Origin of the sequence: Neorhizobium turbinariae, from assembly GCF_023223505.1 — a bacterium.
Lineage (GTDB): Bacteria > Pseudomonadota > Alphaproteobacteria > Rhizobiales > Rhizobiaceae > Neorhizobium > Neorhizobium turbinariae.
The window spans coordinates 15,381-29,163 of record NZ_JALPRY010000021.1 but is presented as its reverse complement, the minus strand read 5'-3'; the positions used below and the strand labels follow the sequence as shown (position 1 = coordinate 29,163).

Here is a 13,783-nt window from a genome sequence, read left to right as displayed (position 1 = left end):
TGCGCTGCCTAGATGCAGCTAATCTAAAGTGTCGGGAAGGTTGGGGGAAGCCCGACCAAGGGCTAGTAGCTCGTGTCAGCGCGACCCGAAGATAGCCGAACCGACGCGCACACTGGTTGCGCCGAACTCAACAGCTGTTTCAAAGTCACCCGACATGCCCATTGAAAGCTTCTCCACGCCACACTCTTTGGCGAGCTTCTGCAGCAGCGCGAAATGTGGTCCAGGGTTCTCTTCGGCCGGGGGGATGCACATCAGCCCTTCGATCGCGAGCCCCAGGTCGTTGCGGCAAAACTCCACGAACTGCACTGTTTCCTTGGGATCAATCCCGGCCTTCTGCGGCTCGAGCCCGGTGTTCACCTGCACGTAGAGCTTCGGCGCCCTGCCCTGCTTCTTGATCTCCTCACAAAGTGCCCGGGCGATCTTCTCGCGGTCCACCGTTTCGATGACGTCGAACAACGCCACGGCGTCGGCTGCCTTGTTGGACTGCAACGGGCCGATCAGGTGCAGTTCGATATCCGGCGTCTCAGCCTTCAGCTCCGGCCACTTGCTTTGGCTTTCCTGCACGCGGTTTTCGCCGAACACGCGCTGGCCGGCGGCAATGACCGGGCGGATGGCATCGGCATCGAAGGTCTTCGACACCGCCACAAGACTCACCGAACCTGCCGGACGCTTTGCGTATCTCTCCGCCTTTGCGATCCGCGACCTGACATCCTGTAGCCGTTCTTCGACGCTCATGATCAACCGCCTTCCACTATTTCTTGCAAGCTGCGGGCTTAGCGCTCATATAGGCTGGTGCCAAGGGTCTTTGCCTTGAACCTGCCGCTCTCCCGCCCTCAAAACTTGACGCTTGCAGGGTTTCGTGGTGAAGGTCACCCAACTTTTTCCTGCTTTTCCCGGAATTTCATCGAAATGGCGACTGAACGTTATAACCCGCGCGATGCCGAACCTCGTTGGCAGCAGAAGTGGAACGAGGCGAAGGTTTTCGAAACCGACAACAGCGACCCGCGCGAGAAGTACTACGTCCTCGAGATGTTCCCGTATCCGTCGGGCCGCATCCACATGGGCCATGTGCGCAACTACGCGATGGGTGACGTCGTCGCCCGTTATAAGCGCGCCCGCGGTTATAACGTGCTGCATCCCATGGGCTGGGACGCTTTCGGCATGCCGGCCGAAAACGCCGCACGCGATAACAAGACTCACCCGAAGTCCTGGACCTACCAGAACATCAAATCGATGAAGAAGCAGCTGAAGGCCATGGGTCTTTCGCTGGACTGGTCCCGCGAGTTCGCAACGTGCGATGTCGAATATTACCAGCGCCAGCAGCACCTCTTCCTGGACATGATGGAAAAGGGCCTGGTCTACCGCAAGCAGTCGAAGGTCAACTGGGACCCGGTCGACCAGACGGTTCTGGCCAACGAACAGGTTATTGACGGTCGCGGCTGGCGCTCTGGTGCGCTGGTTGAACAGCGCGAACTGGTGCAGTGGTTCTTCAAGATCACTGAATTCAGCCAGGATCTCTTGGACGCGCTGGATGATCTCGACCAGTGGCCGGAAAAAGTGCGGCTGATGCAGAAGAACTGGATCGGTCGCTCCGAGGGTCTGACGATCCGCTGGGAAGTCGTGCCATCCACCGCGCCGGCCGGCGAAAGCGAGATTACCGTTTATACCACGCGTCCGGACACGTTGTTCGGCGCCTCCTTCGTGGCGATTGCCGCCGATCACCCGATTGCCAAGGCAGCCGCGGCGAAGAATCCGGCTATCGAAGAGTTCGCCGAAGAATGCCGCCGCCAGGGCACCTCGCTTGCCGCGCTTGAAACGGCTGAAAAGAAGGGCATCGACACCGGCATTCGGGTCAAGCATCCGCTGGATCCCTCGTGGGAACTGCCGGTTTATGTCGCAAACTTCGTGCTGATGGACTACGGCACGGGGGCCATCTTCGGCTGCCCGTCTGGCGACCAGCGCGACCTGGACTTCGCACGCAAATATGGCCTGCCGGTCGTACCGGTTGTGATGCCGGCCGATGGTGATGCGGCAAGTTTCACGGTGGGGGACACCGCCTATACCGACGACGGCGTGATGATCAACTCGCGCTTTCTGGACGGCAAGAGCACCGACGAAGCCTTCCAGATCGTCGCCGACAAGCTGTCTGGGACCATGCTCGGCAACATGCCGCAGGGCGAGCGCAAGGTGAACTTCCGCCTGCGTGACTGGGGTATCTCGCGCCAGCGTTACTGGGGTTGCCCGATCCCGGTCATCCATTGCGATGACTGCGGTGTCGTGCCGGTGCCGAAGAAGGACCTGCCGGTTCAGCTGCCGGACGATGTCACGTTCGACCTGCCCGGCAACCCGCTCGACCGCCACCCGACCTGGCGCCATGTGGCCTGCCCGCAATGCGGCAAGGATGCCCGTCGCGAAACCGACACCATGGACACCTTTGTCGATTCGAGCTGGTACTTCACCCGCTTCACGGCGCCGTGGCAGGACGATCCGACGGATCCGGCCGCTGCCAACCATTGGCTGCCGGTGGACCAGTATATTGGCGGCATCGAGCACGCGATCCTGCACCTGCTCTACTCGCGTTTCTTCACCCGCGCGATGCGCGAAACCGGCCACGTGGACGTCAAGGAGCCGTTCAAGGGCCTCTTCACGCAGGGCATGGTGGTTCACGAGACCTACCGCCGCGGTGTAGGGCAGGCGGGTGAGTGGGTTTCTCCGGCCGACATCAAGATCGAGGAGATCGACGGCAAGCGCCGCGCGACGATGTTGAATACCGGCGAGGAAGTCACCATCGGTTCGATCGAGAAGATGTCCAAGTCGAAGAAGAACGTGGTCGACCCCGACGACATCATCGCCTCCTATGGCGCTGATACGGCTCGCTTCTTCGTGCTGTCGGATTCGCCGCCGGATCGTGACGTGATCTGGTCGGAAGCTGGCGTTGAAGGGGCGCATCGCTTCACGCAGCGCCTGTGGCGCCTGATTTCGGAAGCCGCCGCCAACCTGAAGACGGTTGAGCGCAAGCCGGCTAAGGAAGGCGAGGGGCTTGCCATCTCGCAGCTGGCCCACAAGACGCTGAAGGCCGTCCAGGCCGACCTGGACAAGCTTGCCTTCAACAAGGCCGTGGCGCGCATCTATGAACTGGTGAACGCGCTTGCTGCTCCGCTTACGGACGTTGCTGCAGGCAAGGGTGACGAGGCCTACCGCGCCGCTGTTCGTGACGCAGCGGAGATCCTCATCCAGATCGTGGCACCAATGACGCCGCATCTGGCCGAGGAGTGCTGGGCGGCGCTTGGCAACCAGAACATGCTCGCGCATGCCGCATGGCCGCAGTTCGATGAGGCGCTGACGGTTGAAAACGATGTAACGGTGCCTGTGCAGATCAACGGCAAGAAGCGTGCTGAATTGACAATCGCACGCGACGCGGATCAAACTGCCGTCGAAGCGGCGGTTCTCGCGCTGGATGCGGTGAAGGCGGTTCTTGAAGGCCGCGCGCCGAAGAAGATCATCGTCGTCCCACAGAGGATCGTGAATATTGTCGTCTGACCGTTCGTTCCGCCGCCTCGGGCTCGCCGCTGGTCTTGCCGTTCTGACGCTTCTGGGCGGCTGCCAGGTTCGGCCGCTTTATTCCGAATCAGCCGGCACTGGCGAGCGCCTTGCTGCGGTGAGCTTCGCGGCGCCGAAGGGCAGGGTGGAGCAGGTGGTTCGTAACCACCTCGTTTTCCTCAGCACCGGTGGCTCAGGCCCGGCCGAACGACCAGCCTATAACGTCACACTGGATGTGACGAGCACCGCCTCGAGCATCATTGACGACGAGGATGAAGATAACGTCTCGCCGAGCGGCATTCCGGTACCCGGGCGTGTCCAGGTGTCGGGCACCTATACCCTTACCCGGATCAGCGACGGTCAGGTCCTGAAGTCCGCGAAGCGCGAAGTCGTGGCGCAGATGGACGTCTCCGGTCAGGGTTTTGCGAAGGTTCGCGCCATTCGTGACGCAGAAAACCGAGCCGCGCGGGAACTGGCGGAATTCATTCGCGCGGAGATCGCCATCGTGCTGGCACGCGAGTCCCAGGCGGCATGGTCGAAATAAAGTCCCACGAGTTCGACCGCTTCGCCGAGCGGAGCAGCGATCTCTACCGGATTTTCGTGATCTACGGACCCGACCGTGGGCTCGTCTCCGAACGCGCGAAAGTCATTGCTGGCAAGACGGGTGTCTCACAGGACGACCCGTTTGCGATGCTGAAGCTTGATGTTTCCGATCTTCAGGGTGATCCCGGACGGTTGCTTGACGAGGTGAACTCGCTGGGGCTGTTCGGCGGGTCGAAGCTCGTTTGGCTGCGGGGCGCGGCAAATGAAAAGCCGTTGCTGGACGCTATCCAGGTGCTGGCATCCGGCCCACCACCTGCAAACATCCTCATCATTGAGGCCGGCGACCTGAAGAAGGGCAGTGGCCTACGCAAGATTGCCGAGCCCGCCAAGGGTATCGCCGTCATTCCCTGTTACGCTGATGACATCCGCTCGCTCAACGCCCTGATCGATACGGAACTGGCGGGGGAGGGGCTTCGCATCAGCGCCGATGGGCGCGAACGGCTGCTTGAATTGCTTGGGGGCGACCGAGTCGCCTCGCGCAACGAGATCCGCAAGCTGGCTCTCTATTGCCGCGGAGCCGGGGTGATTGAGGAACAGCATGTCGATGAGATCATCGGTGATGCCAGCGCCATCTCAGCAGACGAGGCCGTTGACGCAGTGCTGACCGGTGATCTTGCCGCGCTTCACCGCACGATGCAAAAGATTTCGACATCCAAGACGCCGCTCTTCCTGGTGCTCCAGTCCTGCCTCAAGCAGTTCCAGCTTCTCGACCTGATGAAGTCCGAGATGGAGGAAAAGAAGCTGCCGCCAGCCCAGGTGATGATGACGCTCGGCCGGCATATCCACTTCAAGCGCAAGCCGCTGGTGGAGAAGGCGTTGCGAACCTGGAATCCGACCGCATTGGCGCGCGAGACCGAGCGTCTGCAGCACGCAATCCTTTCAAGCCGCCAGAAGCAGAGCCTGGAAGCGAGCGTGGTTTTTCATGCCCTTCTGGCCGTCGCGGTGCAGTCGGGCCGATAGGTTACCGGCGCTCCAGCAACCGGCAAACCTCTTCTAATTGTTCCAGGCTGCGGTAACCGATTCGGATGTGACCGCCACCATTCTTGTGGTTGATGCGGACATCCAGGCCCAGCGCGTCAGACAGCGTACGCTCCAGCGCCAGCGTATCGGAATCCTTTTCCTCCTTGCGCGAGGCGGAAGCGGGCTCGGATTGAGCCTTGATGTCGTTCTGGGCTAGCCGCTCGGCATCACGCACCGACATTCCCTTGGCAACGATGGTGCGCGCCAGCGCTGCGGGGTCGGAGGTAGTGATGAGCGCGCGGGCATGACCCGCTGAGAGACTGCCTGCCGCGACCATATCCCGCACGGGCTCTGGCAGCTTCAGCAGACGCAGGCTGTTTGCCACATGGCTACGGCTCTTGCCGATGATCTCGCCCAAATCGTTCTGCGTGTATCCGTGCTCCGCTATCAACTGCTCGTAGCCGAGCGCTTCTTCGAGCGGGTTGAGATCAGCACGCTGGACGTTCTCGACTATGGCGATCTCAAGCGCCGTGCGATCATCCACATCGCGAACGATAACCGGGATCTCGACCAGTCCAGCCAACTGCGCCGCACGCCAGCGACGTTCACCGGCGATGATTTCATACTGGTCGCCGCCCTTGTTGCGGACCACGACCGGCTGCACAATCCCATGCTGGCGGATCGAGCTTGCCAGGTCCTGCAGGTCGCTTTCCACGAAGTTGCGGCGCGGGTTGCGGGGGTTGCGCGAGATATGCTCGATCGGCACCATCCGGTCAGGATTGACGGTCGGCGCCGGAGCATTCGCCGGCACCGGCTGGTCCATCTCGCCGATCAGCGCGGCAAGACCACGCCCAAGCCGTCGCTTCGATAGATCATCACTCATTGCTCAACCCTGTGTTTAGAAGCGCATCAGGCGGCTTTACGCCGACGCTCTCTTTGAATGACTTCCGATGCCAGCTGAAGATATGCCTGGCTACCGGCGCATTTGAGATCATACAAGATCGCTGGTTTACCATGAGACGGCGCCTCGGAAACCCGGACATTGCGCGGGATCAGCGTATGGTAAACCTTCTCCCCCAGATAGGTGCGTACATCGCTGACGACCTGTTGGGCGAGGTTGTTGCGGGCGTCGAACATGGTCAGGACGATGCCCTGGATATCGAGCGACGGGTTCACCGTCCGACGGACTTGGTCCACCGTCTCCAAAAGCTGGCTCAGGCCTTCAAGCGCAAAGAACTCGCATTGCAGCGGCACAAGCACGGAATGGGCCGCTGCCATGGCGTTCATTGTCAACAGGTTGAACGACGGCGGACAATCGACAAGAATGTAGGAATAAGCGCGCGCCTCTTGGCTTTGCAGCGCGCGCCGGAGCTTGAATGCACGGTCGCTATCTTGCGCGATCTCCATCTCGAAACCGAGCAGGTCCATTGTCGACGGCACGATCGACAGGTTCGGAACCGCCGTCGCCTGCACAGTTTCCGGAATGGAGTTGAATCCCATCAACAGGTCGTAGGACGAGAGCTTTCGATCCCGGCGTTCGATACCCAACCCTGTGCTCGCATTGCCCTGTGGGTCCAGGTCAATGATCAGCACCTGCTCGCCAATGGCGGCAAGGGCGGTCGCCAGATTGATCGCTGTTGTGGTTTTACCAACGCCGCCCTTTTGATTGGCGATCGTAATGATCCGGTTCTTGTCGAACATGCTGCACCTTAGTTCAAGGTTACCTGCGTGTCAGGTTAGTGACCTCAAGGATCACCGAGTCCTGCTCAACCGCACTTCGGTGTTCTACCAGATCAAAAGTCCATCGACCATGCGCTTTTCGGATCTCGCTCGCGTAATCCCGCCCTTTATGGAAAAAGGCTTTGGTCGGACTCCCTTTCATCCAAGGTTCCGAAAGCTCCAAAAGCATGTCCAGGTCCGCCAGAGCTCGTGCGGAAATCGCGTCCGCAGTGGGAATGATGGCGTGTGCAGCATCGATCCGCATGGGATGAACCGAGCCGCGGGCGCCGGTTTGATTCAGCGCAACCCGCAGAAAAGCACACTTCTTTTGATTGCTCTCCACCAAATTTACCCATCCATCTCCGAGTTCCGCAAGAAGAATCGCGGTGATGACACCAGGAAAGCCGCCGCCAGAGCCAAGATCGACCCACTGCTGTGGCTGGGGTGACAGCTGGAAGATCTGCGCACTGTCAGCGATGTGGCGGTTCCAGAGTTCGTCCAGCGTGGACGGCGCCACGAGGTTGATCGTGCGGGCCCATTTAGAAAAAAGCGCCGCAAAATGCTCGAGCCTCTGTTGCGTTTCACGTGAAACACTTCTTCCGTTTAACTGCATCAGGAGACTCGTTTAAGGCGACTATCCGCGCTTTCCCGCTTTTTAAGAAGTGCAAGGATGAGGGCGAGGGCCGCCGGCGTCATTCCATCCACACGAGCGGCTTGGGCGAGGTTTACCGGTGCAGCCTTTCCAAGCTTGAGCTTCAACTCGTTGGACAGGCCGGGCAGCGCTGAGAAGTCAAAATCGCCCGGGATGATGCGCGCTTCATCCTTACGCGTCGCCGATATGTCTGCGGCCTGCCGCTCCATATAAACTGCGTAAGACGCCTCAATCTCCAGCGCCTCGGCAACCTTTGGAGCCAAGTTGCCCAGCTCAGGCCATACCTTGGATAAACCGGAAAGAGATTGCTCCGGATAAGACAGTAGCTCATATGCCGAGCGACGCTGGCCGTCCTGGTTGATCTTGATGCCGTGCAGCTTGGCTTTGTTCGGCGTCAGTGTCATAGTCCGAAGCAATTCGCGGCCTTGTTCAAGATCACGTTGATACCTTTGAAAACGCAGTTCACGTTCAGGTCCGACACAACCGAGCTCGATACCAGCGCCCGTCAAACGGATATCGGCGTTATCCGCCCGGAGCGAAAGCCTGTACTCGGCGCGCGAGGTGAACATTCGGTATGGTTCCGTAACCCCTTTAGAGGTGAGGTCATCAATCATGACGCCGATATAGGAGTCTGCACGTCCAAAGACGTAAGCCTCTGCGCCACTTGCTCGACGAGCCGCATTCAAGCCGGCAACAAGCCCTTGCGCGGCTGCTTCTTCATAACCGGTTGTTCCGTTGATTTGGCCCGCGAGAAACAAGCCGTTGATCTTTTTCACTTCCAGCGCCGCCGTTAGCTCGCGCGGATCAACGTGGTCATACTCGATCGCGTAACCAGGCTGCGAGATTTCGACACATTCCAACCCAGGAATGGTCCGAATGAAAGCTTCCTGAACTGCGGCGGGCAGCGATGTCGAAATGCCATTTGGATAAACAGTCGGATCATCCAGACCTTCCGGCTCGAGGAAAACTTGATGCCCGTCGCGCTCGCCGAAACGTACGATCTTGTCCTCGATCGACGGACAGTAACGCGGACCGACGCCCTCAATCTGCCCGGAGTACATCGCCGACAGATGGATATTGTCCGAGATGATCTTGTGCGTCGCATCCGTGGTGCGCGTAACTCCACACTCGATCTGCGGTGTCGTGATTCGGTCAGTCATAAAGGAAAACGGAACCGGATCTTCATCCGCAGCCTGGCTTCCGATGCTCTGCCAGTCAATCGTCCGTCCGTCAAGACGTGCCGGCGTGCCTGTTTTCAAGCGACCCAGTTTCAATCCGAAGCGCGACAGGGTGTCGGACAGACCCATTGATGGCGCTTCGCCCACGCGGCCAGCCGGAATTTTTTCGCTACCGAGATGGATTAACCCACGCAGAAAAGTGCCGGTCGTCAGGACAACCGTTCCGCATGCGAATCGACGGCCGTCCTTCATGACCACTCCGGCGACGCGATCATTCTCGATGTCGAGATCAAAGGCATCGCCCTCAATGACATCAAGGTTCGGATGCTGTTCAATCTCACGCTGCATCGCCAGACGGTAAAGCTTTCGGTCCGCCTGCGTGCGTGGTCCGCGAACAGCTGGACCCTTCTTCCGGTTCAGTAGACGAAATTGGATACCGGCAGTATCAGCGACACGTCCCATCAACCCATCGAGCGCATCGACTTCACGAACAAGATGCCCTTTCCCCAATCCACCGATGGCAGGATTGCAGGACATGACGCCGATAGTTGCGCGCTTATGGGTAACGAGAGCCGTTCTGGCGCCGAGACGTGCGGCGGCGCTCGCTGCCTCGCATCCAGCATGGCCACCACCGATCACGATAACATCGTAACTCATCTTCATTCCTGTTCGATGAAACACAAAGGTTTCACGTGAATCACTTCCCGATGCAGAACTGAGAGAATATGACGCCGAGAAGTTCCTCGACATCAACGCGGCCCGTAATGCGTCCAAGGGATGTCGCAGCACCCCGCAAATTTTCTGCCCGGACGTCGAGTTCTGTGCCGTTTAGCGCGTCCTGAATAAAATGGGAAGCCTCTTTGAGGTAGTGGACGTGACGCTGACGACCGGGGACCAGACCGCCGGACCAGGTTTGTTTCACCTTCGTGGCGATGAGATCGCGGAGTTTGTCCAGACCATCCCCGGTCTTCGTGGAGATACAGAGGTCATAGGCCGTCCGATGAACATGCTGATCCAGTTTGGTTCCCACCTTCAACACTTCAGCATCGCCAGTCACTGCAAACTGTTGCGGGTCCGAATCAATCTCCTGAAGAAGCAGAACAAGATCTGCTTGTTCGAGCGTATCCTTCGCACGCCGCACACCTTCACGTTCCACGACGTCATCTGTTTCCCGGATACCGGCCGTGTCAAAGAAACGCACGAGATAGCCATCGATATCAAGATCAACGTGCAGCACATCACGCGTCGTGCCTGCGATGTCCGTAACAATCGCAACATCGCGCTTGGCCAAGGCGTTGAGCAGGCTGGACTTTCCAGCGTTTGGTGGGCCAACGATCGCCACCTTGTAACCGTCGCGGATGATCTCACCCGCCTTCGCTTCCGCCAGATGTTGTTCAACCTCTAGATAAAGATCCCCGACCTCAGCCCAGACCTGATCCGATACCGAGCCTGGTACATCTTCCTCATCTGCAAAATCGAGTTCGGCCTCGATCAACGCCCGCGCTTTCGTCAGCCGCTGCGCCCATTCCATGTATAACGCTGACTGTCCACCAAAACTCTGCTCGACCGCCAAGCGCCGCTGCATTTCGGTCTCGGAGGCTACGAGATCTGCCAGCGCCTCGGCTTCCACCAGATCGCGCTTACCGTTCTCGAAGGCCCGCCGGGTGAACTCTCCAGCTTCCGCAAGCCGCAGACCCGGCAGTGCCTCCAGCGCACGATAAACAGCGGCGACAACCGCGCGGCTGCCATGCAGATGAAGTTCGACGCAGTCTTCGCCGGTAAAGGAGGCAGGGGCCTGGAAAACCAGAACGAGCGCCTGGTCGATCATCTGGCCTTGAGCATCCCGCACCGTCCTCAGCACCGCCTTACGCTGCTCCGGCAGAGGGCCGACGAGTGCCGCTGCAGCATCGAGTGCTTTAGGACCACTGATTCGCAATACCGCGACGCCGGCTGGAAGCGCTCCGCTGGACAAGGCGTAGATCGTATCAGTCATGGCGTGTCCCTTCGATCTCCATTTACACAGGTCCAACAAACAAAAAAACGCCCGGTCTTGCCGAGCGTTCTTCATCTGGAATCCGGCTAAGGATCAAGTGTTCATCGAGTCGAAGAAGTCGCCGTTCGTCTTGGTCTGCTTCAACTTGTCGATGAGGAACTCGATTGCATCCGTGGTGCCCATCGGCGCCAGGATACGACGCAGCACGAAGATCTTCTGGAGATCCTGTCGCGGAACAAGCAGGTCTTCCTTGCGCGTGCCGGACTTAAGAATGTCCATGGCCGGGAAGATACGCTTGTCGGCAACCTTGCGGTCGAGCACGATTTCCGAGTTACCCGTACCCTTGAATTCTTCAAAGATAACTTCGTCCATGCGGCTGCCGGTATCGATGAGCGCGGTCGCGATGATCGTCAGCGAACCACCTTCTTCGATGTTGCGGGCGGCGCCGAAGAAACGCTTCGGGCGCTGCAGGGCGTTGGCATCCACACCACCGGTCAGAACCTTGCCGGAGGAGGGCACAACCGTATTGTAGGCGCGTCCTAGGCGCGTGATCGAGTCGAGCAGGATCACGACATCGCGCCCATGTTCAACCAGGCGCTTTGCCTTTTCGATCACCATTTCGGCGACCTGCACGTGACGAACGGCCGGTTCATCGAAGGTGGAGGAGACGACTTCACCGCGCACCGAGCGCTGCATGTCGGTGACTTCTTCCGGACGCTCATCGATCAGAAGAACGATCAGGTAACATTCCGGATGATTTGCGGTAATCGAATGGGCAATGTTCTGCAGCAGAACGGTTTTACCCGTCCGTGGCGGCGCGACGATCAGGCCACGCTGGCCTTTGCCGAGCGGCGCCACGAGATCGATGACACGCGGCGAAAGATCGCGGGAGGTCGGAACCTCGAGCTCCATCTTGAAGCGCTCATTCGGATAAAGCGGCGTCAGGTTGTCGAAATGAACCTTGTGGCGGATTTTTTCCGGGTCATCGAAATTGATCGTGTTGACCTTGAGAAGCGCAAAATAACGTTCGCCTTCCTTCGGGCCGCGGATCGGGCCTTCCACCGTGTCGCCGGTCTTCAGCGAGAAGCGGCGGATCTGCGAGGGCGAAATGTAGATGTCGTCCGGGCCCGGCAGGTAGTTGGCATTGGCCGAACGAAGGAAGCCGAAGCCGTCCTGCAGTACTTCCACAACGCCTTCACCGATGATCTCCACATCCTGGCTCGCCAGAACCTTGAGGATCGCGAACATCAGCTCTTGCTTGCGCATCGTGCTGGCGTTCTCGACCTCCAGCGATTCCGCGAAGGTCAGCAAATCGGTTGGAGATTTGCTTTTGAGTTCTTGAAGCTTCATTTCAGCCATGAAGGGGACCACACAAGTATTTCGGGGAGATGTAGGCGTGAGGGTGAAATTCGCTACCGCGGAAGATGATCCGGGACGAGGGAAAATACACGCATGCCACGAGATGAGGTGGAGGCAAAATAGCGACTCACTTGGGACACCGCAAGAGGCAAATGCAGGTCAAACGACAAGAAACGGCGTTAGAACGGCTTCACGATCACCAGAATGACGATCAGGATCATCAAAAGCGTCGGCATTTCGTTCATCAGGCGCCAGTAGCGGGCAGTCTTGCGCGGACCATCGGCGGCAAAGCTGCGCACCGCCTTGCTGAACAGCATGTGCACGCCGGTCAGCAACACCACGAGCAGGATCTTGGCGTGCAGCCATCCCCCCTGGAAATTATAGGCTTCCGAGGCGAGGTAAAGGCCGAGCAGCCAAGTGATCATCATCGCCGGGTTCATGATGATCTTCAGCAGTCGCTGCTCCATCATCTTGAAGGTTTCCGACTGGGCCGAACCGGGCTCGGCATCGGTGTGGTAGATGAACAGCCGCGGCATGTAGAGCATCCCCGCCATCCAGGAGATCACGGCGATCACGTGAAACGCCTTGATGTAGAGCAGGAAATTGTCCGGCTGCGCGAGATAGACGCAAAGCAGGATCGTCAGGAACACGCCGAGCGCCACGAAGGCTCTCAGCGCCGATTTGCGGCCGGCAACGGGTCCGGCCTGCTTGTTTTCCGGCTTCACGCCTTCCATCCGCGCACCCGTTCGATCAGCCGCGTCACGTTATCCGGATCCGCTTCCGGCGTAATGCCATGACCGAGGTTGAAGATCAGCGGTCCTTGGCCCAACACCTGCAAGATCGCGTCTATCCCATCATCCAGCGCTTTGCCGCCAGCGACGACGCGCATCGGATCGAGATTACCCTGAACCGGCCCATCCTTCTGCAGTTCCTGCGCAAACGAAAGCGGCACGGACCAGTCGAGCCCGATCGCATCCGCGCCTGTTTTCTGGCGGTAGGTCTTCAGGTTCAGCCCCGCGCCCTTCGCAAAAGCGATGACCTTGGCGCCCGGCCGCGCCTGGCGCACGATCTCGATCATCCGCGCCACCGGCTTTGCGGCAAAAGCATCGAACTCCGTTTCACCCAGCACGCCGGCCCAGGAATCGAAGATCTGCACGGCATCGGCACCGGCATCGATCTGAGCAATCAGGTACTGCGCCGAAACTTCTGCCAGGAACGACAGGAGCTTTTCAAAAGCTTCCGGATGCCGATAGGCGAAAAGCCGCGCCGGCGCCTGGTCGCTCGTGCCGTGACCGGCGATCATATAGGTCGCAACCGTCCAGGGAGCGCCACAGAAGCCTAAGAGCGTCGTTTCCTGGGGCAGCGTCGCCCGAAGCCGCCGAACCGTCTCCAGCACCGGCTGCAGGTGCGGCAGCACGCCATCGGCCTTCAACGCCAGGATCTCGCTGACATCGATCGGATCCATCTGCGGACCCTCTCCCTGCACGAACCGGACATTACGCTTCAAGGCATCGGGAATGACGAGGATGTCGGAAAACAGGATGGCCGCATCAAAGCCATAACGCCGGATCGGCTGCAGCGTCACCTCGACGGCAAACTCGGGGGTGTAGCAGAGATCCAGGAAACCACCGGCCCTGGCACGCGTTTCCCGGTACTCGGGCAGATAACGTCCCGCCTGCCTCATGAGCCAGATCGGTGGTGGCGAGACTGTCTTGCCTTCAAGGACGCTCAGGATCCTCCGGGGGGTGCCGGTCAATGGGTTCTCCCTAAACAAAGAAA

12 protein-coding genes are annotated in these 13,783 nt (G+C 59.3%); 3 read left to right on the top strand and 9 right to left on the bottom strand.

What is annotated here, in order from left to right:
• Nucleotides 1-75 precede the first annotated feature (75 nt).
• Entirely contained in the window at nt 76-735 is a 660-nt protein-coding gene (locus tag M0654_RS17810; protein ID WP_248684242.1) for a YggS family pyridoxal phosphate-dependent enzyme, read from the bottom strand.
• A gap of 174 nt (nt 736-909) precedes the next feature.
• On the opposite strand from M0654_RS17810, the gene leuS reads away from it, so the two are divergent.
• Genes leuS through holA form a run of 3 tightly spaced genes read left to right on the top strand, consistent with a single transcriptional unit; the run spans nt 910 to nt 5,103 of the window.
• Nucleotides 910-3,540, top strand: coding sequence for a leucine--tRNA ligase (leuS, locus tag M0654_RS17805; protein ID WP_248684241.1), 2,631 nt, complete (start codon nt 910-912; stop codon nt 3,538-3,540).
• Complete coding sequence (locus M0654_RS17800; RefSeq protein ID WP_118851105.1) at nt 3,530-4,084, top strand: hypothetical protein; 555 nt, start codon at nt 3,530-3,532, stop codon at nt 4,082-4,084. The genes leuS and M0654_RS17800 overlap by 11 nt, the downstream gene beginning before the upstream one ends.
• Nucleotides 4,072-5,103 (top strand): DNA polymerase III subunit delta, encoded by a 1,032-nt coding sequence (gene holA, locus M0654_RS17795; RefSeq protein ID WP_248684240.1) that lies wholly within the window; start codon nt 4,072-4,074, stop codon nt 5,101-5,103. Before M0654_RS17800 ends, holA begins: the two co-directional genes overlap by 13 nt.
• A 1-nt stretch (nt 5,104) precedes the next feature.
• On the opposite strand, the gene M0654_RS17790 is transcribed toward holA, so the two are convergent.
• From M0654_RS17790 to hemE, 8 genes are all read right to left on the bottom strand, one after another.
• The gene (locus M0654_RS17790; RefSeq protein WP_118851107.1) at nt 5,105-5,986 is read right to left on the bottom strand and encodes a ParB/RepB/Spo0J family partition protein; all 882 of its coding nucleotides are present in this window, start codon (nt 5,984-5,986) and stop codon (nt 5,105-5,107) included.
• Nucleotides 5,987-6,012: 26 nt separating this feature from the next.
• Nucleotides 6,013-6,804: a ParA family protein gene (locus tag M0654_RS17785; RefSeq protein ID WP_248684239.1), complete on the bottom strand. Its 792-nt coding sequence runs from the start codon at nt 6,802-6,804 to the stop codon at nt 6,013-6,015.
• 19 nt (nt 6,805-6,823) lie between these two features.
• Nucleotides 6,824-7,435: a 16S rRNA (guanine(527)-N(7))-methyltransferase RsmG gene (rsmG, locus tag M0654_RS17780; RefSeq protein WP_248684238.1), complete on the bottom strand. Its 612-nt coding sequence runs from the start codon at nt 7,433-7,435 to the stop codon at nt 6,824-6,826.
• Nucleotides 7,435-9,315: a tRNA uridine-5-carboxymethylaminomethyl(34) synthesis enzyme MnmG gene (mnmG, locus tag M0654_RS17775; RefSeq protein ID WP_248684237.1), complete on the bottom strand. Its 1,881-nt coding sequence runs from the start codon at nt 9,313-9,315 to the stop codon at nt 7,435-7,437. The genes rsmG and mnmG overlap by 1 nt, the downstream gene beginning before the upstream one ends.
• 34 nt (nt 9,316-9,349) lie before the next feature.
• Nucleotides 9,350-10,645 carry a tRNA uridine-5-carboxymethylaminomethyl(34) synthesis GTPase MnmE gene (gene mnmE / locus M0654_RS17770; protein ID WP_248684236.1) on the bottom strand — a complete coding sequence of 432 codons (1,296 nt, stop codon included), beginning with the start codon at nt 10,643-10,645 and terminating at the stop codon, nt 9,350-9,352.
• A 93-nt stretch (nt 10,646-10,738) separates the two neighbouring features.
• The gene (rho, locus tag M0654_RS17765; protein WP_118851112.1) at nt 10,739-12,004 is read right to left on the bottom strand and encodes a transcription termination factor Rho; all 1,266 of its coding nucleotides are present in this window, start codon (nt 12,002-12,004) and stop codon (nt 10,739-10,741) included.
• Between the two features lie 179 nt (nt 12,005-12,183).
• Complete coding sequence (gene hemJ, locus M0654_RS17760) at nt 12,184-12,738, bottom strand: protoporphyrinogen oxidase HemJ (protein ID WP_248684235.1); 555 nt, start codon at nt 12,736-12,738, stop codon at nt 12,184-12,186.
• Nucleotides 12,726-13,760 (bottom strand): uroporphyrinogen decarboxylase, encoded by a 1,035-nt coding sequence (hemE, locus tag M0654_RS17755; protein WP_248684234.1) that lies wholly within the window; start codon nt 13,758-13,760, stop codon nt 12,726-12,728. Before hemE ends, hemJ begins: the two co-directional genes overlap by 13 nt.
• Nucleotides 13,761-13,783: the final 23 nt, after the last annotated feature.

Bases quoted from the DNA above. Each gene is read 5' to 3' on its own strand.
- M0654_RS17810 (WP_248684242.1), bottom strand. From the start codon at position 735: ATGAGCGTCGAAGAACGGCTACAGGATGTCAGGTCGCGGATCGCAAAG.
- leuS (WP_248684241.1), top strand. From the start codon at position 910: ATGGCGACTGAACGTTATAACCCGCGCGATGCCGAACCTCGTTGGCAG.
- holA (WP_248684240.1), top strand. From the start codon at position 4,072: ATGGTCGAAATAAAGTCCCACGAGTTCGACCGCTTCGCCGAGCGGAGC.
- M0654_RS17790 (WP_118851107.1), bottom strand. From the start codon at position 5,986: ATGAGTGATGATCTATCGAAGCGACGGCTTGGGCGTGGTCTTGCCGCG.
- M0654_RS17785 (WP_248684239.1), bottom strand. From the start codon at position 6,804: ATGTTCGACAAGAACCGGATCATTACGATCGCCAATCAAAAGGGCGGC.
- rsmG (WP_248684238.1), bottom strand. From the start codon at position 7,435: ATGCAGTTAAACGGAAGAAGTGTTTCACGTGAAACGCAACAGAGGCTC.
- mnmG (WP_248684237.1), bottom strand. From the start codon at position 9,315: ATGAAGATGAGTTACGATGTTATCGTGATCGGTGGTGGCCATGCTGGA.
- mnmE (WP_248684236.1), bottom strand. From the start codon at position 10,645: ATGACTGATACGATCTACGCCTTGTCCAGCGGAGCGCTTCCAGCCGGC.
- rho (WP_118851112.1), bottom strand. From the start codon at position 12,004: ATGGCTGAAATGAAGCTTCAAGAACTCAAAAGCAAATCTCCAACCGAT.
- hemJ (WP_248684235.1), bottom strand. From the start codon at position 12,738: ATGGAAGGCGTGAAGCCGGAAAACAAGCAGGCCGGACCCGTTGCCGGC.